The 24,556-nt window shown below is 43.9% G+C and carries 21 protein-coding genes and 1 riboswitch; of the genes, 11 read left to right on the forward strand and 10 right to left on the reverse strand.

What is annotated here, in order from left to right; all coding sequences use genetic code 11:
- Positions 1–70 precede the first annotated feature (70 nt).
- Positions 71–1,423: a nucleotide sugar dehydrogenase gene (locus tag K8O68_RS00800; protein ID WP_230895044.1), complete on the forward strand. Its 1,353-nt coding sequence runs from the start codon at positions 71–73 to the stop codon at positions 1,421–1,423.
- A gap of 46 nt (positions 1,424–1,469) precedes the next feature.
- On the opposite strand, the gene queE is transcribed toward K8O68_RS00800, so the two are convergent.
- The 3 genes from queE to queC are packed head-to-tail and all read right to left on the reverse strand — an operon-like array spanning position 1,470 to position 3,331.
- The gene (gene queE / locus K8O68_RS00805) at positions 1,470–2,198 is read right to left on the reverse strand and encodes a 7-carboxy-7-deazaguanine synthase QueE (protein WP_230895045.1); all 729 of its coding nucleotides are present in this window, start codon (positions 2,196–2,198) and stop codon (positions 1,470–1,472) included.
- A complete protein-coding gene (gene queD / locus K8O68_RS00810) occupies positions 2,191–2,673 on the reverse strand; it encodes a 6-carboxytetrahydropterin synthase QueD (protein ID WP_230895046.1) in 483 nt (160 codons plus the stop codon). Before queD ends, queE begins: the two co-directional genes overlap by 8 nt.
- Before the next feature lies 1 nt (position 2,674).
- Positions 2,675–3,331 carry a 7-cyano-7-deazaguanine synthase QueC gene (gene queC, locus K8O68_RS00815; RefSeq protein ID WP_230895047.1) on the reverse strand — a complete coding sequence of 219 codons (657 nt, stop codon included), beginning with the start codon at positions 3,329–3,331 and terminating at the stop codon, positions 2,675–2,677.
- Between the two features lie 92 nt (positions 3,332–3,423).
- Positions 3,424–3,468: riboswitch (PreQ1 riboswitch) on the reverse strand.
- 306 nt (positions 3,469–3,774) lie between these two features.
- On the opposite strand from queC, the gene K8O68_RS00820 reads away from it, so the two are divergent.
- Positions 3,775–5,280, forward strand: a complete 1,506-nt coding sequence (locus K8O68_RS00820; RefSeq protein ID WP_230895048.1) for a methyl-accepting chemotaxis protein — start codon at positions 3,775–3,777, stop codon at positions 5,278–5,280.
- Between the two features lie 275 nt (positions 5,281–5,555).
- Positions 5,556–6,989 (forward strand): carbon starvation CstA family protein, encoded by a 1,434-nt coding sequence (locus tag K8O68_RS00825; protein ID WP_230895049.1) that lies wholly within the window; start codon positions 5,556–5,558, stop codon positions 6,987–6,989.
- Positions 6,990–7,123: 134 nt separating this feature from the next.
- Here K8O68_RS00825 and K8O68_RS00830 read toward each other — a convergent pair whose 3' ends face one another.
- Positions 7,124–8,269, reverse strand: coding sequence for a glycosyltransferase family 4 protein (locus K8O68_RS00830; protein ID WP_230895050.1), 1,146 nt, complete (start codon positions 8,267–8,269; stop codon positions 7,124–7,126).
- Between the two features lie 178 nt (positions 8,270–8,447).
- Here K8O68_RS00830 and K8O68_RS00835 point away from each other — a divergent pair, with 178 nt between their 5' ends.
- The 3 genes from K8O68_RS00835 to K8O68_RS00845 all read left to right on the forward strand — a co-directional run bounded on the left by K8O68_RS00835 (position 8,448) and on the right by K8O68_RS00845 (position 11,515).
- Complete coding sequence (locus K8O68_RS00835; protein WP_230895051.1) at positions 8,448–8,984, forward strand: phosphatase PAP2 family protein; 537 nt, start codon at positions 8,448–8,450, stop codon at positions 8,982–8,984.
- A 493-nt stretch (positions 8,985–9,477) separates the two neighbouring features.
- Positions 9,478–10,224 carry a glycerophosphodiester phosphodiesterase gene (locus K8O68_RS00840; RefSeq protein WP_230895052.1) on the forward strand — a complete coding sequence of 249 codons (747 nt, stop codon included), beginning with the start codon at positions 9,478–9,480 and terminating at the stop codon, positions 10,222–10,224.
- 25 nt (positions 10,225–10,249) lie between these two features.
- The gene (locus K8O68_RS00845) at positions 10,250–11,515 is read left to right on the forward strand and encodes an MFS transporter (RefSeq protein ID WP_230895053.1); all 1,266 of its coding nucleotides are present in this window, start codon (positions 10,250–10,252) and stop codon (positions 11,513–11,515) included.
- Between the two features lie 128 nt (positions 11,516–11,643).
- Here the strand turns inward: K8O68_RS00845 and K8O68_RS00850 are convergent, their stop codons facing one another.
- The gene (locus K8O68_RS00850; protein WP_230895054.1) at positions 11,644–12,432 is read right to left on the reverse strand and encodes an HAD family hydrolase; all 789 of its coding nucleotides are present in this window, start codon (positions 12,430–12,432) and stop codon (positions 11,644–11,646) included.
- Between the two features lie 362 nt (positions 12,433–12,794).
- On the opposite strand from K8O68_RS00850, the gene K8O68_RS00855 reads away from it, so the two are divergent.
- From K8O68_RS00855 to K8O68_RS00865, 3 genes are all read left to right on the forward strand, one after another.
- Positions 12,795–14,264, forward strand: a complete 1,470-nt coding sequence (locus tag K8O68_RS00855; RefSeq protein ID WP_230895055.1) for a methyl-accepting chemotaxis protein — start codon at positions 12,795–12,797, stop codon at positions 14,262–14,264.
- A 309-nt stretch (positions 14,265–14,573) separates the two neighbouring features.
- Positions 14,574–15,665: a class II aldolase/adducin family protein gene (locus K8O68_RS00860; RefSeq protein ID WP_230895056.1), complete on the forward strand. Its 1,092-nt coding sequence runs from the start codon at positions 14,574–14,576 to the stop codon at positions 15,663–15,665.
- 46 nt (positions 15,666–15,711) lie between these two features.
- A complete protein-coding gene (locus K8O68_RS00865) occupies positions 15,712–16,938 on the forward strand; it encodes a zinc-dependent alcohol dehydrogenase (RefSeq protein ID WP_230895057.1) in 1,227 nt (408 codons plus the stop codon).
- Positions 16,939–17,138: 200 nt separating this feature from the next.
- Here K8O68_RS00865 and K8O68_RS00870 read toward each other — a convergent pair whose 3' ends face one another.
- The 5 genes from K8O68_RS00870 to K8O68_RS00890 all read right to left on the reverse strand — a co-directional run bounded on the left by K8O68_RS00870 (position 17,139) and on the right by K8O68_RS00890 (position 21,722).
- Positions 17,139–17,963 carry an alpha/beta fold hydrolase gene (locus tag K8O68_RS00870; protein ID WP_230895058.1) on the reverse strand — a complete coding sequence of 275 codons (825 nt, stop codon included), beginning with the start codon at positions 17,961–17,963 and terminating at the stop codon, positions 17,139–17,141.
- Between the two features lie 226 nt (positions 17,964–18,189).
- Entirely contained in the window at positions 18,190–19,338 is a 1,149-nt protein-coding gene (locus K8O68_RS00875; RefSeq protein ID WP_230895059.1) for a glycosyltransferase family 2 protein, read from the reverse strand.
- Positions 19,339–19,548: 210 nt separating this feature from the next.
- Complete coding sequence (locus K8O68_RS00880; protein WP_230895060.1) at positions 19,549–20,271, reverse strand: amino acid ABC transporter ATP-binding protein; 723 nt, start codon at positions 20,269–20,271, stop codon at positions 19,549–19,551.
- Positions 20,264–20,923 (reverse strand): amino acid ABC transporter permease, encoded by a 660-nt coding sequence (locus tag K8O68_RS00885; RefSeq protein WP_230895061.1) that lies wholly within the window; start codon positions 20,921–20,923, stop codon positions 20,264–20,266. The genes K8O68_RS00880 and K8O68_RS00885 overlap by 8 nt, the downstream gene beginning before the upstream one ends.
- Positions 20,924–20,954: 31 nt before the next feature.
- A complete protein-coding gene (locus K8O68_RS00890; RefSeq protein ID WP_230895062.1) occupies positions 20,955–21,722 on the reverse strand; it encodes a transporter substrate-binding domain-containing protein in 768 nt (255 codons plus the stop codon).
- Positions 21,723–22,005: 283 nt separating this feature from the next.
- Between K8O68_RS00890 and K8O68_RS00895 the strand changes: the two genes are divergently transcribed.
- Entirely contained in the window at positions 22,006–23,346 is a 1,341-nt protein-coding gene (locus K8O68_RS00895; protein WP_230895063.1) for a cytochrome ubiquinol oxidase subunit I, read from the forward strand.
- Between the two features lie 5 nt (positions 23,347–23,351).
- Complete coding sequence (locus K8O68_RS00900) at positions 23,352–24,392, forward strand: cytochrome d ubiquinol oxidase subunit II (protein ID WP_230895064.1); 1,041 nt, start codon at positions 23,352–23,354, stop codon at positions 24,390–24,392.
- Positions 24,393–24,556: the final 164 nt, after the last annotated feature.

Raw genomic sequence — 24,556 nt, forward strand, 5'->3', positions numbered from 1 at the left:
ACGCGGAAATCCGGCGTATAGTAACTATAAAGAATTTCTCCCAACAGGCGGGTGAAAGAGGGTCATAACTATGGAAGAGAACGGCTGCTTTACTCAGCTTAAACGGAAGTTAGCTGACAGAACGGCTAAAGTAGGGGTTATTGGTCTAGGATACGCCGGCCTGCCTTTAGCAATGGAACTGATGAAAAAGGGGTACACCGTGACAGGTATTGATATTAACAGAGATAAATTGGAATCCTATCGCCATGGGAAGCCGACGATGCCAGGAGTGCCAAGTGAGGAAATGCTTGAGGCGGTTAAAAATGGGAAACTTATTTTTTCGGAGCATTTTGAGATAATCAATGATCTGGACAGTCTGATCATCTGTGTGCCTACCCCTTTAACAGAGTCTCAGGAGCCTGATGTCAGTATGATTAAGGAGACAGTAAAACATATAAGGAAACATGACTTCAGAGGAAAGCTGCTTATTTTAGAAAGTACTTCTTACCCGGGAACGACAGAAGAATTGATAGAGCAAAAGCTGGCAGAAGACGGTCTCAGTGCCGGAAAGGACTACTTTCTATGTTTTTCACCGGAAAGGATCGATCCGGCAAACTCCCGGTATAACACAAAAAATACCCCGAAAATTATCGGGGGAATAACCGATGGGTGCACGGAATTAGCTATGTGCTTATACAAAGATGCAATAGATACTCTCGTTCCGGTTTCTTCACCAAAAATTGCCGAGATGGCTAAACTGCTGGAAAATACGTTCCGCAGTATTAATATCGGCTTTGTAAATGAGATGGCGCTGCTCGCTGAAAAATTGGAAGTGGATATGTGGGAAGCGATCGAAGCGGCAAGTACGAAACCGTTCGGATTTATGCCTTTTATGCCAGGCCCTGGAACCGGCGGGCATTGCATCCCTGTAGACCCTGTCTACTTATCGTGGAAAGGGAAAAGCGTGAACTTTCACAGCCGGTATATCGATTTAGCACAGGATATCAACAGGTCGATGCCTGCCCGGATTGTCAATAAAACGGCAGATGTGCTGAAGAATCACGCTATAGATCTTAACGGCGCAAAAATTCTTTTACTCGGAATGGCATACAAACCTGATACAAATGATTACAGGGAATCTCCTGGTCTTGAAATATATGAGTTACTTGAAAAGAAGGGGGCCGCGGTATCTTTTAACGACCCTCATATCCCTCAGTTGCGTGATCTGAAAGGGCGCCTCCTCGTTTCGGTTTCGGAGGAGCTTAACAGCCGGATACTCAGTGACTTTGACTGCGTGCTGCTTTTGACAAATCATTCAGCGTACGATTACAAGTGGATCGCCGAGCACGCCAAACTGATTATAGACACAAGAAACGCTTTTAAAGAAGCGGCCGCAAACAACATCATCACCGTATGGGGCAAACCATTTCACAAAGGGGTCTGACCCCTTTGTGAAAAATGAGCAATGGGGTCAGACCCCCAGTTTTTTCCTAAACGCCTCTTTTATTTCCCCAGAGAAGGGTGTGCAGCTGCGGGAGGACTCTCACGTTGTTTAAGTCTTTATCAGCGGCTGTTTTATCTGTCAGCCACTCATACTTATCAAGAAGCTTCTTTGTCAGGTTTTCATTATTTTCGGTGGCTGTATCTTCGTTGCCCACTTGCAAATAGAAAGGAACAGCGGGATATCTTAAATGCACATCTTTTGCGTAATTAAAATCCTTATCATCAAATATAACCACCTTCAAACTCATATTCGCGAGTCTGCCTGCATCAATAAGCCGGGTGATGATTTCGTCCAGCACCTCAAAATTTGTTTTCATGAGCGAACTTGGCGGTTTCGGGGAAATCGTCAGGTCCTTGATACGGAGAAACCAGTCCTGCCAAACACTCCCTTGTGTTTCCAGTGCCGCTGCGACGCTATTTTCTTCAAAAAGATCAAGAAGCCCGTCTAAATTTTTCAAAAGAGCCGGGTTGCCGCCTGAAACAGTCACATGTGAAAAGTTGCCGGGAGCCAGGCCGTTCAATCTTTCCCAAACCTCTTCCGGCGTCATTTGTACAATCTCATCTTTTGCGCTCCCGTCCCATGTGAAGGCGGAGTCGCACCAGGAACAGGAATAATCACAGCCGGCAGTACGGACAAACATCGTTTTCTGACCGACTACCATCCCCTCTCCTTGAATCGTCGGACCGAAAATTTCAAGCACAGGAAGTTTACTCACTTTCCATCCACTCCCGTCTCGCTTCTGCATAACTGGTCGGCGTTTCAAACAGGCGGACAAACTCCACCCGGGCCCCCTGCTCTCTGCTCAACTCGTCATTTGCCTTGATAGCTTCTGCCATTTTTTCATAAATCCAGACGACCATATTCTCAGCAGTAGTATTCATGTTCGGCAAGGTTTCATTCAGATAACGGTGATCCAGGTGGATTTCTATGTCATTTTTCCAAATCTCTTTAATGTCCCCGAAATCGATCATTAAACCGGTGGCGTTCACATAGCCGCTGATGCCAAAGATTACTTTGTAAGTGTGCCCGTGCAGGTTCTTGCATTTCCCTTCATAGCAATGGAGGTGGTGAGCCGCGTCAAAAGTGAATTCCTTACTTACCATGACGCGTTTCGTATGGTATTTCAGCTCTTCTTTTTGAATGTCTTCATCTATTTTTTCAAGTTTATCAACTATTCTAAACCCGTACATGTCAGTTGGCCTCCTTTCTCTCAAGGTATTCCTCAAGGCCTTTCTTCCGCAGCAGACAAGCAGGGCACTCCCCGCATCCGTCAGAAAGAATCCCGTTATAACACGTTAACGTTTTATTTCTGACGAACTCAAATGCTCCGAGGTCATCGGCCAGTTTCCACGTGTCAGCTTTATCAAGCCACATGAGCGGCGTGTGAATCACAAATGAATGATCCATCGAGAGATTCAGGGTCACATTCAGGGATTTAATAAACACATCACGGCAGTCCGGATAACCGCTGAAATCCGTTTCACATACGCCGGTCACGATGTGGTCGGCCCCTGATTGCTTTCCTGCGATCGCTGCGAACGTTAAAAACAATAAGTTCCGTCCTTCTACAAACGTGGACGGGAGCTCGCCTTCCTTCTCTTCAATGGAAATATCATCTCTAGTCAGAGCATTGGGAGCAAGCTGGTTAAGCAGCCCCATATCAAGAACCCTGTGTTTCACTCCAAGTTCCTTCGCAATCCCCTCGGCTACTTCTATCTCCGTACTATGTCTCTGATTATAATTGAACGTCACGGTCTCTACTTCTTTAAAATTATCGAGAGCCCAGAACAGACACGTCGTACTATCCTGTCCTCCGCTGAATACAACAATTGCTTTTTCATTTTTCATCGTTCACGTCTCCTTAATCCTGAAATTAAGGTTTCTGCTCAAACATATAAAAGAAAAAGCCATACCCCTCCTAAGGATATGGCAAAAAAGTCAGTTCCTTAGTTTTTTATAGAGGGTTGAGCTAGAACCTCTTCCGGACGGCATCCGGTATTCAATTGTACATCATCATCCATGTACCCGAGCATTATAACATATTTCTCCCGGCTGTCCTACCTCTTGCATGTGATAAATTCACATAGGGGTCAGACCCCTTTGTGAATTTATCCTTATATATCTTTTTACCTACATATCTTTTTACTTTTCGGTAAATGTAGTCTATTATATTTATATTAACAGGTATAATTTGTATTAAATTGGTGAATTAGTTAATAAAACGCCTGCCTAAAGGCCCGAATTTGCCTCTTCACCTAAACATAACAATTAAATACAGAAAGGACTTAACTATGACAAACATGACTAATATGAGGGCTTACGAGCAGTCAGGAACTAAAATTCTCACATGGCTTATAATCGGATTGATGACCTCTTCCTATCCAATCGTCACTATCTTTTATTTTTCCGGATTTATGAGTTTAACAGAATTACTGGTATTTATTGGAGGGGGAATCACTCTTTCCTTCATTCTTTACTATATGCACCGGACATATGGTGAAAAACCAAACACTAAATATGTGATTGTGGCAATCTCTTATATGGTCTGTGCACTCGTTATTTACGCTCTACCCTCTGATAATATCTGGCTCGTTGTGTTTCTTTACCTTTTATTATCCATGCTTTATTTGCAGCCCGGTACGGTTCTTCTGGGCGGAAGCGCGGGCCTCGGATTAATGGCTCTGTCGTTTTTCACCGGCAAAATTGTTTACAGCTCTGTTTTCGAAACGTCGGTCATCTTTATTCTTTACTTTATGACTTGGATTACCGGTATCTTTATTACTTACAGAGGGCGTGAAATGGTAGGAAAAATTCTAGAAAGCCAGCAGCATTTAAATGACCAGTCCGCCTTTTTGGAGAAAACACTTGAAAGCTCCCGCTCTGCAGCGGGACAAGTGTACACTACCTCACAATTACTTGCACAAACTTTAAAAGAATCCGGTCAGTCAGTTTCTCATATTGCCTCCTCTATGGCCGAGGTATCTGCCGGTACGGCCAGGCAGGCAGAGGATCTTGGCCAAGTGACACAATTAAACAGCGACAATCTCCAGCACCTTACTCAGGCTTTCAGCCAGCTGGAGGAAACAAAAGAACAAGCATCTGCGTCATCTTCAACTGCACGGGGCAGCTACCAATTATTTGACCAGGCTAGAAAGCAACTGTCAGAAATTCTTGACGCCAGCCAGGAAACATCCCGTTCTATAGAAGATTTGTCCGCCAGTTTTGAGAAAATTGAAACATTCACTGGTATAATTTCAAATATATCTGAACAGACCAATTTACTGGCACTGAACGCGTCTATTGAAGCAGCCCGGGCAGGAGAGCACGGGAGAGGCTTTACTGTCGTTGCCGAGGAAGTAAGAAAATTATCCTCTGAAACATCAGCTGCTTCTAAACAAATCAGTGAAGTAATTGCCGCCGGGAAAAAGGATTTAGTAAAAACGGTGACCACCACGCAGGAAAACCATAGCCGTCTTCAGAAACAGGATAGCGTGATGGAGAAAGGAAGCAACTCTTTCAGCGAAATTAATACCCAGTCAAACGCAGTCTCTGTGGCAGTTACTGCTATTGCAGATCAGTTTGAAAAAGTGACCGCAAGCTTTCAGGAAGTAGCGGGCGCAATGGATGACGTTTCCAGTTTTGTTGAAGAAATATCAAGCAGTGCTCAGGAAGTCCAATCTTTAACGGAGCTCCAGCAGGAACAGACAGACGCTGCGATTTCGTCAATCGACGAATTGGGGATTTCCTCAAACCGTCTGCTTGAAGAAATAAATACAGATACAGCGAATAGCCGCTGAACCACAGGAGGAAAATGGTGCCCACGCGCCCTTTTCCTCCTTTTTTCATAAATTCACATAGGGGTCAGACCCCTACGTGAAATTTCACATTTTCCCGGGAAATATTTTATTGCGATACTCATGCAAGCGTTACACTGCCTGCCATGTAAGTATTTAATAATGTGAACAAATCTGATTAATTAATGAATTCTGAAAATACCTGTTGTCTTTTGCCCTTTAAATAGTTAAACTATTTTCTATCGTCCAATAATATAGCAATTTAGAGGTGAGTTTGAGTGATTACTTTTTTTATAGCAGTAGCGCTGCTGATCGTCGGATATATCGTTTATTCGAAGGTCGTTGAACGGATTTTTGGAATTGATGATGATAAGCCGACGCCGGCTTACTCAAAATCAGACGGAATGGATTATGTTCCGATGAGCTGGTGGAAAGGAAGCTTAATCCAGCTGTTAAATATAGCAGGACTCGGTCCTATTTTCGGAGCCATTATGGGTGCTCTTTATGGACCTGTCGCTTTCATATGGATCGTTATCGGCTGTATTTTTGCCGGGGCGGTTCATGACTATTTTTCAGGTATGCTTTCTCTAAGGCATAACGGGGAACAATACCCCTCACTTGTAGACAGGTATTTAGGGAAAACCATGCAAACAGGAATCAATATCGTTTCAATTCTGCTGATGATTCTCGTTGCAGCAGCTTTCACAGCCGGTCCGGCCCAGCTGATTGCTGAAATTACCCCAATCGGTTTTCTAACTGCAGTTATTATTATTTTCGGGTATTTCCTGCTGGCGGCCCTTCTCCCTGTTAATAAAATTATCGGGAGAATTTATCCTGTTTTCGGTGCTATTCTCATATTTATGGCAGTATCCGTAGGTATAGCTTTACTTGTAAGCAGTCATCAGATTCCTAATTTAACTTTTTCCAATATGCACCCTGGGGAACTGCCTGTCTGGCCGTTACTAATGGTTACCATTTCATGCGGAGCGATTTCCGGTTTCCATTCCACGCAAAGCCCGATTATTGCCAGAACCTTAAAGAAACAATCTGACGGAAGAAAAGTATTCTATGGCGCAATGGTCGCCGAAGGTATTATTACATTAATCTGGGCAGCTGCCGCTATGACATTTTTCGGAGGAACGGGCGCATTGGCCGAAGCCCAGGCGGCTGGCGGACCTGCCGGTGTGGTAAATGAAATTTCAACAAGTCTGCTAGGCACCTTAGGAGGCATCCTGGCTATTTTAGGGGTTATTATCCTGCCGATCACTACAGGAGATACGGCTCTCCGATCGTCACGGATGATGGTAACCACTCTTCTGAAAAAAGGCTTTAAGCCAGCTAAAGGAAAAGCGATGATTCTTATTGGCACACTCATTGTCACTGTGCCTGCTTTCTTCCTTTCCACCATTGATTACACCTTTTTATGGCGCTATGTCGGCTGGACTAACCAGCTTGTCGCCACTGTCATGCTTTGGACAGGTGCTGTCTATCTGTTGAAAAATAATAAATTCCACTGGATATGCAGTATACCTGCGATGTTTATGACAGCGGTCGTATGCACGTATATTTTCTACGCGCCAGAAGGGCTAAATATGGATTACGGCATTTCAATGGTTATTGGATTTGCTCTGACGCTTGTAATCATCGGCTGGTTCATCAGAAAAATCTTTACACACCGTAAGCAGGATAAGCGTTTTACGAAAGCAGCTTAAACAAAACAGCCTTTATTTAAAAGATGGCCAGGACAAAAGAATAGTAATTATAAAGAACAGCCGAACATAATTTTGAATTTATTTCGGCTGTTCTTTTTGAGAAATGGTATGATTTCAGTCCTTCTGGCGGACGCTTATGCGGAGGTTAACACCTTATTCTTCTTAAGGACTTCCTCATATCCCCCAATCAGACCTGAAAAAATATCATCCCAGGACTGAGTCAGTGCAAATTTTCGTGCTCTATCGCTCATTTGTTTTCTATACTCCTCATTCCATAATAATGTTTCCGTATGCTTAACAAATGACTGTGTATGTTTTGGAGGACATAAAAAACCTGTACTTCCATGGTCAATTAAATGGGGAACGGCCCCCTTATCAGCTCCTATCACAGGCAATCCTGACGATAAAGCTTCCAGAACCACGTTTCCGAATGTCTCAGTAGACGAAGGAAAAATAAAAACGTCGCTGGAAGCATACACCTCCGCCAGCCTTTCTCCTTTTAAAAATCCTGTAAAAGTTGTTTTTTCAGGCTCTGCAGCCTGCAGCTGGCTCAATAGCGGACCGTCTCCTGCTACGATTAGATGAGTATCATCATACAAAGACGGTGGAAGTGATTTAAACGTATTAAGGACTGTCTGCACATCCTTTTCCACCGACACTCTTCCAACATACAGTAAAATAAACTTCTCCTTAATCCCATATCTCTTTTTCATTTCAGCTGACCGATTGGCCGGAGAGAAAAACTGGTGGTTAACCCCTCTTCCCCAAATACCAATATTGGAGTGGATATTTTTCATATACAGTTTATCTCTTGTACTGACAGAGGGGACATACACTTTTTCAAACGGACGGTGGAACCATTCCATATACCGCCAAAACCAGTTTTTTAACAAGGAAAGATGGTAGTAGTCGAGGTAATCATCAAAATGGGTGTGATAGGAAGCCACCATTGGAATCCGGTGCTTTTTTCCGAAGTAATGGCCATAGAGACCGACATTGAAAGGAGTGGCGATATGAATAAGATCCGGGGAAAAATCATTAAGCGACTGATTTAATGATGAAAAATTCGGCAAAGCCATCCTGCACTCCGGGTAAAGAAGAAACGGAAAGCTGGTTAACCGTTCAACCCCCGAATACTCAATTGTCTGCCCCCGGTTTTCAGGTACATAAATTTTGTGGGCAATGTGTTTCTCCTTTAAATAACCACTTAGCTTTTGCAGTGTTCTGGCTACCCCATTCACTTCAGGCGCATAGGTGTCGGAAAAAATAGCTATCTTCATGAAAATTACCTCCCCGCGTAGTTTCACCTCTATTTCTCTGTTTAATTTACCAAATAATTATGAAATGCATGTTGAGCCACTTTAAAGTTTTCAACTAAAAAATAAACATAAAACTAACATTCTATTTACATTCATTCGTTACAATTAAATCAGCCTTTTATTTACAGGAGGGATAAACATGGCGCATCGCTTGACAGAAAGGATCACTGAATACGATAGAAACATGTTTCAGTATGTAAATGGACAGCTAAGGTGCAAGGTTCTCGATTTAACTCTTCCAAAGCTGACACATTTAGGCGGGGCATCTTTTACTTTATCTATTTTGGCCTTATTGCTTTTTATATCAAACTTTTCCAACAGCCACGCTGCTCTTACTGCCCTTGCTTCACTTACCGTAAGCCATGTGATCGCGCACTTTTTAAAGAAAAAATACTGCAGGGAAAGGCCATATAATTCAATTACCGGGTGTAACTTGATTTCTGCGCCTTTAAAGGACTATTCATTTCCATCAGGGCACTCCACAGCGGCCTTTTCATTGGCAGTTACGTTTTCCTTTCATGCTCCTATGCTCTCGCTTATTCTTCTTCCGCTGGCGGCTTGTATCGCCTTATCCAGAATGTATCTGGGGCTTCATTATCCGTCTGACTGTATTATTGGAGCTTTACTCGGTTCAATTTCTGCACTGCTTATGGTCATTCTGTTCAGCCTAATCTAATCGGAGAAAATAAGAGAACATACGTGAAAAATTCCAAGCGATATCTCCAGGCGATACGCTAATATTTATGAAGGCGGCCTCTGATAATGAGGGAACAGCATGGCAATATGCTTTTCTTCTGTTACCGCTACACAAGCGATACACTATGAAGCACATAAAAAGCAATACGCTGAGCCTATATTTAAGCAATGTCTACGTGATATCGCCTGGCGATATATATCCTTCTTAAAGAATCTTTTACTGCGACGAGACTATGAGGTTCCCCAATAGTATGCATATCGCTTAGCGAGATTCAGTGCGTATCGCCCAGCGATATGCTTTCCTTTTTTTCTTAGCTGCCTTGCCATATTTATAACTGACTGTATCGGGCATCGTATCGCTCAGTTTAATAAACAAACGATCAGCTTGCCCTTCTCTTTTCAATTTTTTAAAGGGAAATGTGAAAGGCAGCTCGTATTAGTAAATAACACCATTTACAGGAGGAGGTTTATTCATGAATAGAAACGATCAGACAATGATTTTTGCCCACCGCGGCTCTGCGGGCACGCATCCTGAAAATACGATGCCTGCTTTTGAAGCGGGACTGGAAGCGGGGGCTGAGGGATTGGAATGTGATGTCCAGTTAACAAAAGACCTTGTGCCCGTGGTGATCCACGATGAAACCGTTAACCGGACAACGAACGGCCAAGGGTGGATTAAAGATCTTACATACGAAGAAATTAAACGGCTCGATGCCGGCTCCTGGTTTTCACCTAATTTTGCCGGAGTCCCTATCCCCACTCTTGAACAATTGTTTGAATGGGCAGCAGGAACGCCCTTAATTTTAAACGTGGAACTTAAAAACGGCATCGTCCGCTATCCGGGGATTGAAAAGATTGTATTAGGCCTTATTTACGCATATGGTTTAGAAGACAGAACAATTATCTCCTCTTTTAACCACTACAGTTTAGTTGAGGTCCGCAGGCAGGATCCTGATATTGAAACGGCTGTTTTATTTATGGAAGGCCTTTATGAACCATGGAATTATGCAGGAAACATAAAGGCAAATGGACTTCACTGTTTTTTTCCTGCGGCAGTGCCTGAACTTCTTGAGGGCGCCCGCAACGCAAACATGCCTGTCAGGCCTTTTACAGTAAATGAAGAGGGAACGATGCAGAACCTGATTAAAGGGGGCTGCGCGGGAATAATCACTGATTGGCCTGAAAAAGCAGTGCATGCACGCAACAGTATCGGAAACTAAACTGAGCTCCATTGGGGGAGTGTAAATGAACAAACAGAAGGACTTCTCTTATGTAAAAATAGCTGCTATCGGGAGCGGGTTCTTTGCTCTGATGCTCGTATGGACCTTTTATAATGCGTATATGCCCCTCATTCTGGGTGACTATATCGAAAGCAGGGCTATCCGGGGAGCTATTATGGGGCTTGATAACCTCCTGGCTGTCATTCTGATCCCCGTTATAGGGGCATGGTCTGACAGGATAGATACACGAATAGGAAACCGTCTTCCGTTCATAGTGGCTGGAATGCCGGTCGCAGCTGTCTTTTTTATTCTCATTCCTTATGGGGCTGCCGTGACTTTATGGGTGCTTCTTGTAATAGATATTATTTTTCTGCTTGCTATGACAGTTTACAGGGCGCCGGTAATTGCCCTTATGCCCGATCATACACCTTCAGAAAAACGGTCAACAGCAAACGGAGTAATCAATCTGATGGGAGGAATAGGTGCACTGGCCGCTCTGTTTGGGCTGTCTGCCGTTTACGGAATTGACCGTGCCTACCCTTTTATTATCGCCGGTCTTCTTCTCCTGTTAGCTTTTCTGATTCTTTATTTTACTGTCGACAGAAACCCGCCGTATGCCGATACGTCTCACGAGGAATTTTCAGAAACTCAGCCGCCGTCGACTTTTTTTAAAGGGATAAAGTGGCTTAAAAAGCCGGAGTTTCGCGGGCAGCTGTTCATTCTGATTGCAATTTTCCTGTATTTTATCGGTTATTCAGGGATTGAAGCCCAATTTACAGTATATGCGGTGGAATACCTTAATATGGATGAAAGCAGTGCTGGTTTTACTCTTGGCTTTTTCAGTCTGGCATTTGTTATATTCGCCGTTCCTGCCGGCTTGCTGGGAAGCAAAATCGGTAAAGCGCCTATCATGCTGACTGGTCTGATTCTCTTGCCGTTAATATTTATTGCTGTCCCTTCCCTCCCAGAACTTCAGGCCTTCTTTCCGAACCTGAACGAGGTGTACGTTCTGCAAGGGGTGCTGTTTACCGGAGGAATTGCCTGGGCTTTTGTCAACGTGCAGGCCTATCCTTTAGTAGCCGACCTCGGGGGAAAAAAGAAGATTGGCTTTTTCACAGGGCTATATTATTTATTTTCAATGGCTTCCTCTATTATTGCCCCTGGGCTTTTAGGGTTGTTAATGGATCTCTTCTCTCCCACCTTTCTGTTTTACGGGGCGGCGGTTACGTTCCTTGTTGCGTTTTACTTTTTAAGAAAGGGAGCGCTGATTGTCAGAAATAAAAGCACCTGAGAAAAGTTTAAACTCGCTTATGAACGTAAAAACCTTCCATCTCAGCTTTGAAGCTGTGTCGGAAGGTTTTTTGTATAAGGCTGAATATGTTATGGCTAGTTCGGTTGATTTTCCATTTGTAATATTTTTTATAGAGCATAAGAATTTACTAAGTAGTTCTCTATAAAATCTGCCAGCCCTTCCTGTTCGTGATGACCGGTGACGAGGTCTGCAGATGCTTTAACTGCCGGGGCGGCATTTCCCATGGCTACACCTATTCCTGCATGACTCAGCATTTGGATATCATTTGGGCCATCACCAATCGTGACTGTTTCTTCAGGAGCTATTCCGTATTTCTCTAAAACTGACTGAATGGCTGACCACTTGGAAACTCCCCGCGCCACGATTTCAAAACCGTCATCCCAATCAATCACATCTGCTTCGTCTTCAAAAAGCATTGAGACGGAAGATCCGGGCCCTCCCGTTCGAATACTGTATTTGAGGGCATCTTTATAGCCTGCTTTACTTAAGTCACCGACATAACGCGGCGGTACGCGGCCTTCTCTCGTCCATTCTTCAATCTCAGCATTGACCCTTTTACAATAAAGTCCATCCGGGGCATGGACAAGGACATTACATGGGTCATCTCCAGTTAAATGATGAAGGCGCTCCCTGTCAAGTTTAACTGGTTTGGTCTGTACGGCATCCCCGGTTACTCCGTCATGAACGGAGGCGCCATTTAAGCAGACCATAGGTGTATTTAACCCCAGAATCCTATGATAAGGCTGGGTAATTTCAAATTGACGGCCAGTAGCAAGAAAAACGTTAATATTGCGTTCCATTAGAGCAGAAATCGCTTTGGCATTTCTTCTGGTTATCTTGTTTGATGCAGTTAACAGAGTGCCATCCATATCAATAAACATCGCTTTTACATTCATCGGTCTCCCGCCTCCCTAATTCTCTCTTTCACTTATTGATATTAGCAGCCTAATGTTAAGAGGCATTTAACTGATTGTATGGATTACATGAAGAATTTAAATTTTATATAAAATTGGAAACTCCTGGGGGGTCTGACCCCCAACGCGCTGAAGTGTTACCACGGCGCTGCGCACTCTTTTGTAGGTCTTATTTACTCATGATGCGAGAGGTATTTATACCTAAATATAAAGGAATATCCTAAGTCTTTATACCTATTATTTTCTTTACATTTCCTTCAAATTCAATTATTATAAAGTTTAGAAAACTTTTCCTACTAATCAACTCAGCCGGTTTTCCTATTACTAATTCAGGGGGATGAAATATGAATGCAATACAGGATCTAAAATTAAAGGATTTAAAAAAGAAAAATGTGTTAACTTTGGTGGCCTTCTCTATTTCAATATTTCTGGCACTCCTTTTAAGCTTAGCTTTATCGAACCCTTTTCATGCCATTTTATATGGGACTCAGCTAATTGTTTTAATCGGTTTTTTCTTCACGTTAAAATTCTTTTTTAAAAACGAGTCGTTATTCCCTTATTTCCTGATTATTACTGCTTATTCATTCTGCTTAAGCTCTATCTACCTTTTTGGCGGAGGGATGGAAACGACTCTTATCTTCTTTTTCTTATTAATACTGTCAACTGTACATATGTACCGGAATGTCTTCTGGATCGGCTTCATTTCAGGGGGGGCAGGGATATATTTAAACACTTATTTTTCCACAGTGGACTCCGGAATTTTGCAGGAAAATTTTGCTGCCACGGCTGTTCTTTATTTACTGACAGGGCTTCTTTCTAATGTACTCATCTATCTTAACACCCAGCAGACGAACCAAATTGAGCAGATGCTCCAGGAAAATGAAAAAGAGTCCGAACTGAAAGATAATCAAAGGCAGACGCTTCAAACGAACGTTACTGATATGAGTGCCCGGTTCACAGAAGTAAGCCAGCGCGTCCAGGAAAACATTTATTCCCAGCAGGAAATTTCTACGGCTATTTCCGAAGTAGCTACTGGAAGCACCGTGCAAAGTGAAAGAATTTCAGGGATTTCCGAGCGTTCCCACGACACTCTTAATCAGATGAAAGATATGCTGGACCACACACATACTTTAATAAAAGACTTTGAAAAAGCATCGGAAATCTCTCTGTCCGGCAACAATCTCTCTCAAAGCCTTTCAGAAACCATGAAAGAATTTAAGGAGCATGCCAATGATTTAAGCGAAACTTTCCTCGCTCTGACAGATAAAATTAACGAGACAAATACTTTCTCACAGGATATTATCAGTGTGAGTGAACAAACGAATTTGCTCGCTTTAAATGCCTCGATAGAAGCTGCCAGGGCAGGTGACGCCGGGCGCGGATTTGCGGTAGTAGCGGATGAAATTCGTAAATTAGCCGAGATGACCAACCAGACGGCAGAAAAAATTACGAACAACCTCCGTGAAGTAAACAATACAAATAAATCGGCTCTGGAAAAAATGAATGAAAACAGCAAACTGGCAGAAGAAAACTTAAACAGCACTGATCAGGTCAATGATTCTTTTTCCCAGCTGACCGGCTATATGAAAAATCTTCATGAAAGATTCAGCAGTTTTGAAAAACAGGCGGAAGCTGTTAAAGACCATACGACTGAAGTGGAAGCCTCCACAAGTGAATTAGCTGCAATTATTGAACAGGCATCAGCCAGCCTTGAAGAAGTGAGCGCCTCTGTTGAAAACCTGAATAAACAAAACCAGCAAATCGGTGATAACGTGAAAGAAACCGAAGCTCTGGCCAAAAATTTAATTTCCTAGCTGTCCCCCCTCTTATTAATTATCTGCAAATAAGGGGGGCTTTTTTAATCCCATAGACTTCCATATACATCCTCGATCCCATGCTCTTCTCTAGATAACATGAACGTTTATAAGAGACTTTTGAGGGTATCCATAATATAGATAAGTATGTTCTATTTTCCACCACACTCTTCTAGAATATTAATACATTAAATTATTTATTTTCTAACCTTTCCACAAGTTGTTACTTAATTTGACTTCCTGTATCATTAATAGTGTTTAGATTATTCTGCAATCTTACTAGACTATACATAACTGGAGGGATCCAAAATGAGTACTTTTACATGTAAAGGAGAACCTAAAGAACCCTTTGCTGAATGGATGTTCGAAGGTCTCCGCAGAACATTTTCAGAACAAGGGTATGAGTATTACTCCGAGCCAAAAGACGATATAAAACTCGCATTCAACTTTTTAGACAAGGAATCCCCCCGCCCCTACCGGCGGAAAGCCCAAGGGACATTTGTTGTGTCCATCGTTGAGTCGCACGGCCGACCGGAAGAAGTCCGGCAAGAGGCTTACAGATATTTAATCAGAAGTCTGTCAAACCACCTGATTTATGTCTGCCACGAAGAGGAAGACACGAAACTGTATTTTTTAACCCCTGAACAAGGGAAGTACAGCATTACAGTGAATTCAAACAAAACAGATGAAGACGTGTTCAGGGAAATCTATGATCGCCTGGAGCCGCTCGCTTCTTCACAGCTCGTGATCGATAACGATTTCTCCGAAGATCTTCCTGAGTCTCTCTGGAACGGCGACGAAGTCACTAAATCGCTAAGCATTGCAGGAAAAAAGTTAGACGATATGGACTTGCTCCCTACCCCTTTTCCGTTAAAAGAGGTCCTGCCGGAACGGGACATCCGCCACATAAAAAAGCTATATGGAATCGGCGGACTGAGCTACGGAAACTTAAGCGCCCGTAAAGATGAAGGCAGCTTTTGGATGAGCGCCAGCGGTATTGACAAATCCAGGATGACCGAAGTCGGCAAAGACTTTCTTTATATTAACGGCTATGATACTGAGAAAAAAGCAATGAAAGTAAGCATTCCACCAGGTATAGAGCCTAAACGGGCGTCGGTTGACGCGATTGAGCACTGGAAGATCTACCGGGCACATCCAACAGTCGGCGCAATCGTTCATATTCATGCGTGGATGGACGGCATTGAAGCGACTGAGGTCAATTATCCGTGCGGCACCGTTGAACTGGCCGAATCAGTTGCTGAATTAGTGAATCAGTCACCCGATCCTTCGAGGGCAGTCATTGGTTTGAAAAATCACGGCCTGACCATCACTGGGCGAAGCCTTGAAGATATTTTTGAAAGAATTGAAGGAAAAATCATTCCGCAAGTTCCTATGAAATAAAAAAAGCTTTCATAGACATACTATTAAGAAAAACAGGTGGTTAGACATGAAAGCAGTACAGTTTGAACTTAATCTTCCTAAATACGCCTTTACTAAAGCAGCCGGTAAACTGAAACCTTCCTTTTACACCCACGGGTCATTATCATGCCTTCAGATGAAAGACGTGGAACAGCCCCGTCTCCCGGATGACGACTGGGTGGAAGTGAAAGTAACATATGGAGGAATATGCGGGAGTGACCTTAATTTAATTTCGCTAAAAGACAGCCCGGCCACTTCGCCGTTTATTTCGTTTCCGTTTACACTGGGCCATGAAATCACAGGTATAATTTCCAAAACCGGTGATAAAGCGACAGAACTGGCAGAAGGAGATCGGGTCGTCATTGACCCGATTTTAGCATGTGAAGTCAGAGGGATTTCCCCTAAATGTTCAGAGTGTGAAAAAGGGAATTATAACTTATGCGAACACATGAATAAAGGTTCAATTTCTCCTGGGCTTTTAACCGGAACATGCAAGGATACAGGAGGAAGCTGGAGCCAGTATGTTGTGGCTCATAAAAGCCAGATTGTCCCTCTCCCTGACAATGTGAGCGATGATAATGCCATACTCGTTGAACCGTTCAGCTGTGCCTTACATACGGTTATGCAGAACAGGCCGAAACCTTCGGATCATGTTTTTATTATAGGTGCAGGTGTGATTGGTATCTGCGCGGTGGCAGCGATCCGCGCCCTGGATATTCCGTGCAAAATAACGGTGCTCGCCAAATACCAGTTTCAAAAAGAGTTAGCCTCTTCTTTCGGAGCCGATGAAGTCGTTTTACATTCACGTAAAAAAGACTATGTTTCGGAGCTCGCCAAGTCGTTTAACGCCCAGGTGCTTAATCCTGTATTCGGGCAGCCTATTGTAAATGGCGGAGCAGATATTGTGTTTGAGTGTGTCGGGAACAAACACAGCCTCCATGATGCGATCCGTTTTACTAAAAAAGGAGGCACACTCGCCTTGCTTGGACTGGCCAGTGTTGTCGAAAACCTCGATATGACAATGATCTGGCTGAATGAATTAAAAATCAATGGAAGCTTTGCATACGGAACAGAAGAGTATGAGGGCAAGCATATAAAAACACTGCAGATCGCCGTGGACCTTATGGCTCAAAAAAAGCTGGACCTTACGCCATTAATTACCCACCGCTTCCCGCTCGATAAGTACCAGGAAGCCTTGGACGTCTCATCTAACAAATCAAAAAATCAATCAATGAAAGTCTTATTGGAACCATAACCAATCACAGGGGGCAGCCGTGTAGGGTCTGTCCCCTTTCGCATTAACGCGTCACCCCGCTGGGGGTCTGTCCCCTCGCGCGTTAAACCACTAAAGAATGTTATTATATAAACAATATAAATACTAAAGGAGCTGCCCTGGATCTAAACTTAAGGCAGCTCCTTTAACGTGCACACGAACGATAAGATAGCCCGTTCATATTACGTCGGACAACAATGTGAAATAATCGCCTCACACACTTCTTTCGGACGTTCTTCTGTCAGCAGGTGCCCTGTTTGGTTAAATGTGATCATCTCGGCATGTGGTAAATCTTCTGCTAATTTGTTGCCAATATGGACGGGAACCACTCTATCTTCTTTCCCCCAGAGCAAGAGCGCTTTCACTTTAATATCTTTTAGCTGTTTCGAAGTTAAATCCCCTTCACGGTACCTCAGCAGTCTGCATAATACTTTATAAAACTCCTTCTCTGCCAAGGGTCTTCCGAACTCTTCGACATGCTCGTCCGTGATAATAGACGGGTCATGGAGCACATTTTTTAAACCGTTTAACACGCCCCTTTTATGAATATAAGCAGAAATCAACCTGTCAAAGAAAGGTAGGTAAGAGCTGTAAATCCACAACCTCCTGGACTTTTGTAAATACCCTGAACTTCCGAGCAGGACCACTGCTTCTATGCGTTCAGGCATAACCCTCACAGCATTTAAAGCAATCTGTCCGCCCATAGAGTGCCCGGCAATCGAAAGCTTGTCTAATTTAAAATAATCAGCACAGGATTTTACGAAACGCCCGTAATTATAGTAGGAATAAATAAAAGACTGGCACTTCTCGCTTTTTCCAAAACCAGGAAGGTCTATGGCAAGCACCGAAAAGTTCCGTTGAAGAATAGGTATTACCCGGTGGAAAGTGTAAGTTGATGATAAGAAACCGTGCAGCAGCAGAATAGGTGGCCGGCCGTTAAAATCATGTTCACAATAAATTTCCATCCCGTCAATCGTATGCATTTCTTTTTTTAGTTTTTCTCCCATCGGAGTCACCGCCTGATTAAAATATATGAAAATTGAGCTTTAAATCAATATTCCCTTTTACCAAAAAAACATTCCTGAATCTTGATATATCCCTTTGCGCATTAACGCGTCACCCCGCTGGGGGTCTGTCCCCTCGCACGTTAACGCGTCACCCCGATTGTGCGCCCTCACTCGTTAACCTGCTAAACTCCAAGACCCTGACAGCCTTGCTGTCAGGGTCTTTCACTTACTTTTTATTTTTAAGTGTTTCCAATGGATAAAAGGTTCCCCGCCATGTGATGCCGCCCCTGACGGTTGTCAGGGTAACAGCCCTGATAATCGTATACATAAACAGAACGGTGGTCACTGGAAAAACAGCAAAATGTTTTACTGATTCGCGGACCCGCCTGAAGGACGTCTGCAAATAAACGAGAAACATGAGTATGACAGCGCCCGCATAAAGCCACAGCGTCATCCCTTCAGTCACAAACAGGGCAATAAACGGAAAGAGCTGTGAAATAAAGATGCCTGACAACGATACGAGTACCATCAGATAGCTGTAATATAAGCCTGCAAACGTATTTTTCTCCAAACCGCTGATCGCTGCCCGAAGGGATGAGTACCATTCCACTTCCAGATGGGATAAGGCAAAGCCGACACGCTGTTTCTTCCCGCTCTGTTTAATGTGGACGCCGAGCATTAAATCATCATCCGGCCGCATCCGTATCTTCTGGTGAGTGCCAATATCCTCGTATGCCTCCCGTTTCAATAAGTTAAAGGCTCCAATCCCCAGAGCATGCTTGCTTTTATCATCATTTGTTTTCCACGGCCGTTTGAAATACGAAAAGCCAAACATAAAAAAGGAAACAAAAGCGCTCGCCCAATATTTTTTCACGTTCATATCCGGCGCTAAAGTTAAATGATCGACCTCATGTTCCACCGCATAAGACATTGCTTTTGCAAGAGCCTCCGGTTTGTAAATGACATCTGCATCAGTAAACAGAAGATACTCCCCTTTTGCCTCGAGGTATCCTTTATAAAGGGCGTGGTTTTTGCCGAGCCAGCCTTCTTCCAGCTTCTCTATGTGAATAGGAGTCATCCTCGCATCTTCTTTTCCCAGTTCCTCAATAATATCTCCCGTTCTGTCTTCAGACCGGTCATTGACGACAAGCCATTCAAGGTGCGGGTACGTCTGTTTAAACTGGGACCGCAGACTCTCTCCTATATGGCTTTCTTCATCTTTAGCGGCGACAATGACTGATACTAAAGGGCCTTCCCTGAGTAATTGATCATTTTCCTGAATGTTTTCCAGTTTGGGCATCTTCCTCATTCCGGTGAAGGCGTCAATAAGAACGAGAAGCCAAAACAGACATGTAACAGCTGCCAAATAAACCATCTTCCCCACTCTCCAGTTTCCGTGACGTGTGACTACATTTTATCACTGCCTGACGCTCAACTGCCAGAACCTCGTACTGACGGCGAATTGAAGCCATAACTCCTCTTTCCTGCATCCGCCGCAGCCAAGCCGGCAAAAATCTGGTGCCCGGTCCGTGCTAAAAAAAGGATTGCCCAGAAATATAACTTTTTCTGGGCAATCCTATTATCTCTATAAAATCTTTTCAAGAAAATCTTTTGCTCTCTCTGACTCAGGCGATGTAAAAAAACGTTCCGGAGGCGCATCTTCAACCAGTTTCCCTTCGTCGAGAAATAAAATCCTGTCTGCGACTTCCCTGGCAAATCCCATTTCATGAGTGACAATGATCATGGTCATCCCCGATTGCGCCAAATCTTTCATGACTGCCAATACCTCTTTCACCATTTCAGGATCAAGAGCAGAAGTCGGCTCATCAAAAAGCATCATTTTTGGTTCCATAGCCAGTGCCCTGGCAATAGCTACTCTCTGCTTTTGGCCGCCTGACAGCCGTTTTGGATAAGCCGTTTCCTTATCTTCAAGGCCGACTTTTTTTAATAATGAGCGAGCCAGAGTCTCAGCCTCTTCTTTATCCTTGCCGCGAACTTTAAGAGGAGCATACATAATATTTTCAAGCACAGTCATATGAGGAAAAAGCTGAAAATGCTGAAAGACCATCCCGATTTCTTCCCTGATTTTCATAATATTAACCGAAGGGTCCGTGACTTCCTGGTCTTCAATCCATATACGTCCTTTTGACGCTTCTTCAAGCTTGTTTATGCACCGTAAAAGAGTGGATTTCCCTGAACCGGACGGCCCAACAATAGTGACAACTTCACCGTTGGAGATTTCAGTGGAAATGCCGGTGAGAACCTCTGTCTCTCCGAAAAATTTACTGACATTTTCTATCTTAATCACTCTGCTTCAACTTCCTTTCCAATGCTTTACCAAGCAGGGTAAGCCCCATAACCAGCAAGTAGTAAATCAGGCCTGCAAATAGGAGCGGTTCGAAAAAGGAGAAAGTCTGTCCGCCGACGATATAAGCCCTCCGCATAATATCCAGCGCTCCGATCGTTGTTACAATAGCTGATTCTTTTGTCAGCGTAATAAATTCATTCATCAGCGCCGGCAAAATATTTTTCATTGCCTGCGGCAGAATAATATCTTTCATCATCTCACTGTATGGAATACCAAGGGCAAGCGCCGCTTCCTTTTGCCCTTTGTCAATTGCCTCGATCCCTGCCCGGATGATTTCCGAAACATAGGCACCGGAGTTTAAACCAAATGCGGCTATTGCAGCGAGGTACGCTGGTATTTCAAAGCCAATTACCTGCGGCAGCCCATAGTATATAAGCATAAGCTGCAACACAAGGGGCGTTCCTCTGAAAACTGATGTATAAGCATCTGCAAACCAGCGGAGAACGTTAAACTTTCCGATTTTAAATAAACTGAGGATTACTCCGATAAAAAAACCGACTACAGCTGATACCGCTACAATTTGAAGTGTCACCCATATCCCCTTTAAAATATAAGGGAATGAAGGGGCGATTTGTGAAAAATCCAAACCCATGACTGACTGTCATCCTTTCTTCCGCCCCTGTTTACTGAGGCTGTTCACCATCGAACCATTTCATAATTAATTCATCCAGCTCTCCATTGTCTTTCATTTCCTGGATCACTTCGTTAAACTCTTCCACCAGGTCGCTCCCTTTTTGAAAAGCAATGGCATTACCATCTTCTTCTGCTTCATTTGGGAGAGTAAATCCTGTTAAATTCTCTTCATTTTCCATATAGTTTTCTGCCACCGTATCAGCAACAATGGCTGCATCAAATCGTCCTGTATTAATCTCCTGAATCAATTCAGGAATTCTGTCACGGGATTCAACGGTCACATCAGGCACTTCTTCAGCAATCTCATCTGCCTGTCCTTCCTGAATAGATCCCAGCTGAACACCAAGGGTTTTCCCTTCCAGATCTTCAATCGTCTCGATTCCACTGTCAGCCGACGTGACAATCATATGCGCCCCGTAAAAATAGATCTCCGAGAAATCCGCATTTTCTCTCCGTTCAGCCGTCGGTCGCATACCTGCTTGCACAAAATCAACACGTTCCGCATCCAAAGCCGGAATCAGACTGCTGAAATCCATATCGACGACTTCCAAATCATATCCAAGCTCTTCAGTAATAGCGTTGGCCAGGTCAATATCAAAGCCAATAATCTCTTCGCTTTCCCCAGTCTCTATATATTCAAATGGAGGATAATCCGCAGATGTTCCCATAACGAGTGTATTTGAATCATCATTCCCCCCACAGGCTGTCAATCCCAGTACTGCTATTCCTATACTTAATACGACACTCTTTAATTTCATTGTCATTCCCCTTTACTCTGTATTGTATGAACAATTAATAAAATGAATTTTTATACAAAGAGTATCTTATCATGAATATTTATTACTTCAAGTGAATATTTAGAAGTTCTAATTTTCAATTTATTGAAAGCGGAATCACTGTTTACTGACTGTTCCACCACTCCAAATTGACAAACAGCAGCCTCCCGCCCCCTTTCTTCCCCAACATTGGAAAATAAATGAATATTATCCAATGAACTAAGCAATCTAACATAAGAGACTGACTGGGAACGGAGAGGTGTGTATGGATTCAGTATTGTTATCACGTATGTTATTCGGAACTTCAATGGCTTTTCATATTATTTTCGCAACCTTGGGTGTAGGTGTTACGCTGATGATCTTTTTCGCGGAACTCATGCACTGGATAAGAAAAGACAGGGATTACGGGGTTATGGCTAAACGCTGGACGAAAGGGTTTGCCATTTTATTAGGAGTGGCAATCCCGTCAGGCACGATAGTCGGGGTTATGCTGTCTTTGCTATGGCCGGGATTTATGGAAATCGTAGGGAAAGTAATTGCCGTGCCCTTTCAGATTGAAATCTTCGCTTTCTTCCTCGAAGCTGTGTTTATGTCTATTTACGTCTATGCAGCCGACCGGTTATCAAGCGTGATGAGAATTATAAGCGTAGCGGTCGTGGCATTCGGAGCGTCTTCCTCTGCCGTTTTAATTAACATCGCCCATTCCTGGATGAACACACCGGCCGGCTTTCAGCTGACTGATGGAAGAGTGACTGATGTCGACCCGTGGGCCGCTGTTCTGAACGCCAGTATGCCCGTGACTTCGAAACATGTGCTCGCAACAGCTTACATGACAGGCGCCTTCGTCCTCGTCTCAATTGCAGCATACAGACTGCTTAGAAAAGCCAGCTCCGATGCCGAACGGACTTACCATAAAAAAGGGTTAATGCTGGCCCTCGCAGTCGCTCTCTTAGCCAGTATTTACACAGCTGCAAACGGACACGATACCGCAAAAATGCTTCATAACGAAATGCCCTTAAAACTGGCAGCCGCCGAAGGTCTGTTTGAAACGCAAGCAAGCGCGCCGCTCGCCATTATGGGCATACCCGATCCCGAACAGGAAGCCGTCGTCGGCGGAATTGAAATTCCAGGCATGCTCAGCTGGCTCGCAACCGGGTCGACTGACGGGGTAGTCCAAGGCTTAAATGACTTTCCCCAGGATGAATGGCCGCCTCTTTTTGTCCATACGCTTTTTAACCTCATGGTAGGCATCGGATTTTCGCTGATTGGCATAGCAGGATTCGCCCTTCTATGGTCCATCTTTTTCAGAAAGCGCGGTTTCCCGGCATGGCTGCTTATCCTTTTAATAGCAACCGGTCCTCTGTCGATGCTTGGAATCGAATTTGGGTGGATTTTCAGTTGTGTAGCCAGGCAGCCATGGACCATATACGGAATTCAGTTAACAAGCAATGCCGCCACCCAATCAGGAAATATAGGGATCCTTTTCATCCTCTTTATCACCTTATATATTGTCCTGCTCGTCTTGACAAGCTTAGTTTTAAAATACTTTTTCTCAAGAAATCCTTTGCAGCGCGAGCTGACAGTATCTAACGGGGAGGCATTCTGACGATTATGACTGAACCTTATATTGCCATATTAATTATTTGGGTGTTTCTATTTGTCTACGCCATCGCCGGGTCCATTGACTTCGGGGCCGGATTTTGGGCAATGTACTACTCTGACAGAGAAACGAGCGCGACAGTCCTTGCCAACCGCTATTTATCACCGTCATGGGAAGTGACCAATGTGTTTCTTGTCCTTCTCGTAATCGCACTTGTCGGCTTCTTCCCAGGAGCAGCGTTTTACATGGGCACACTAATGATCCTCCCTTTCAGCCTGGTGCTGATCCTGCTCACGATCCGCAGCGCCTTTATGGTTTTTTCATTCACTGTGAAAAAATATACGAAAGCTCTTGTCTACATTTCAGGTATTACAGGCCTGTTAATTCCTGCTTTAATGATTGCCGTTCTCCCTGTTTCTATCGGGGGGTTCATAGGCGGGGGGGAACAGCAGTACATCTTATTTAACGAAACCCTTGCCAGCCCGGCTGTTTACACTCACGTCGGCTTCGGACTTGCAACAGAGCTTTTTTTATCCGCGCTTCTTTTAAGTGACTATGCCCGGGAAGCCGGTGAAGAAAAGGCTTATGCCATATATAGGAAAAATGCCGTTTTCCTGGGACCGGTCACATTACTTTTTGCAGTCACTGCGCTGCTGACATTGATCCCGGAGGCTCCCTGGATGGTTGAATCAATGGTCGATGTCTGGTACTTATTTGCTTTATCACTGATTGCCGCAGTGATTGGCTACAGCTCGCTATGGTGGCCCTCTAAAAGCGCAGCGCCCGGCCGCCCGAGGGCAGGCGTACTCCTGATCGTCTTACAATTCGGGCTGGCCAGCTTCGCTTACGGATATTCCCATATGCCGTATATCCTTTATCCGGATTTAACCATTCAGGATGCTTTCACAGATCCTGTTATGTTCAGGTGGCTCCTGTACGGATATGGCGGAGGCCTCGCGATCCTTATCCCTGCCTTTTATATTTTCTGGCGTCTGTTCATGAAAGATAAACGGTATCTGCAGGGGAAACCAGAAGAAGAGAATCAATATTAATTGTTATTCTTTCTGGTGGCGTTGCCCTGCTTCTTCCAAAATAAAAAGAGGCTGGGACAAAACCCAGTGAATAAGAATGGCCCTCACTAATGTGAGAGCCATTTTTTTATATCTCATATTATTATGGGTTGCTTGTTCAAAAATACACTCGCTTGCCGCGGGCA

Origin of the sequence: Salipaludibacillus sp. CUR1, assembly GCF_021028955.1 — a bacterium.
Taxonomy (GTDB): Bacteria; Bacillota; Bacilli; order Bacillales; family Salisediminibacteriaceae; genus Salipaludibacillus.

Bases quoted from the DNA above. Each gene is read 5' to 3' on its own strand.
- K8O68_RS00835 (WP_230895051.1), top strand. From the start codon at position 8,448: ATGGCGCATCGCTTGACAGAAAGGATCACTGAATACGATAGAAACATG.
- K8O68_RS00845 (WP_230895053.1), top strand. From the start codon at position 10,250: ATGAACAAACAGAAGGACTTCTCTTATGTAAAAATAGCTGCTATCGGG.
- K8O68_RS00830 (WP_230895050.1), bottom strand. From the start codon at position 8,269: ATGAAGATAGCTATTTTTTCCGACACCTATGCGCCTGAAGTGAATGGG.
- K8O68_RS00885 (WP_230895061.1), bottom strand. From the start codon at position 20,923: ATGGGTTTGGATTTTTCACAAATCGCCCCTTCATTCCCTTATATTTTA.
- K8O68_RS00870 (WP_230895058.1), bottom strand. From the start codon at position 17,963: ATGGGAGAAAAACTAAAAAAAGAAATGCATACGATTGACGGGATGGAA.
- queC (WP_230895047.1), bottom strand. From the start codon at position 3,331: ATGAAAAATGAAAAAGCAATTGTTGTATTCAGCGGAGGACAGGATAGT.
- K8O68_RS00800 (WP_230895044.1), top strand. From the start codon at position 71: ATGGAAGAGAACGGCTGCTTTACTCAGCTTAAACGGAAGTTAGCTGAC.
- K8O68_RS00875 (WP_230895059.1), bottom strand. From the start codon at position 19,338: ATGGTTTATTTGGCAGCTGTTACATGTCTGTTTTGGCTTCTCGTTCTT.
- K8O68_RS00865 (WP_230895057.1), top strand. From the start codon at position 15,712: ATGAAAGCAGTACAGTTTGAACTTAATCTTCCTAAATACGCCTTTACT.
- K8O68_RS00855 (WP_230895055.1), top strand. From the start codon at position 12,795: ATGAATGCAATACAGGATCTAAAATTAAAGGATTTAAAAAAGAAAAAT.
- queD (WP_230895046.1), bottom strand. From the start codon at position 2,673: ATGTACGGGTTTAGAATAGTTGATAAACTTGAAAAAATAGATGAAGAC.
- K8O68_RS00840 (WP_230895052.1), top strand. From the start codon at position 9,478: ATGAATAGAAACGATCAGACAATGATTTTTGCCCACCGCGGCTCTGCG.
- K8O68_RS00895 (WP_230895063.1), top strand. From the start codon at position 22,006: ATGGATTCAGTATTGTTATCACGTATGTTATTCGGAACTTCAATGGCT.
- K8O68_RS00900 (WP_230895064.1), top strand. From the start codon at position 23,352: ATGACTGAACCTTATATTGCCATATTAATTATTTGGGTGTTTCTATTT.
- K8O68_RS00850 (WP_230895054.1), bottom strand. From the start codon at position 12,432: ATGAATGTAAAAGCGATGTTTATTGATATGGATGGCACTCTGTTAACT.
- K8O68_RS00860 (WP_230895056.1), top strand. From the start codon at position 14,574: ATGAGTACTTTTACATGTAAAGGAGAACCTAAAGAACCCTTTGCTGAA.
- K8O68_RS00820 (WP_230895048.1), top strand. From the start codon at position 3,775: ATGACAAACATGACTAATATGAGGGCTTACGAGCAGTCAGGAACTAAA.
- K8O68_RS00890 (WP_230895062.1), bottom strand. From the start codon at position 21,722: ATGAAATTAAAGAGTGTCGTATTAAGTATAGGAATAGCAGTACTGGGA.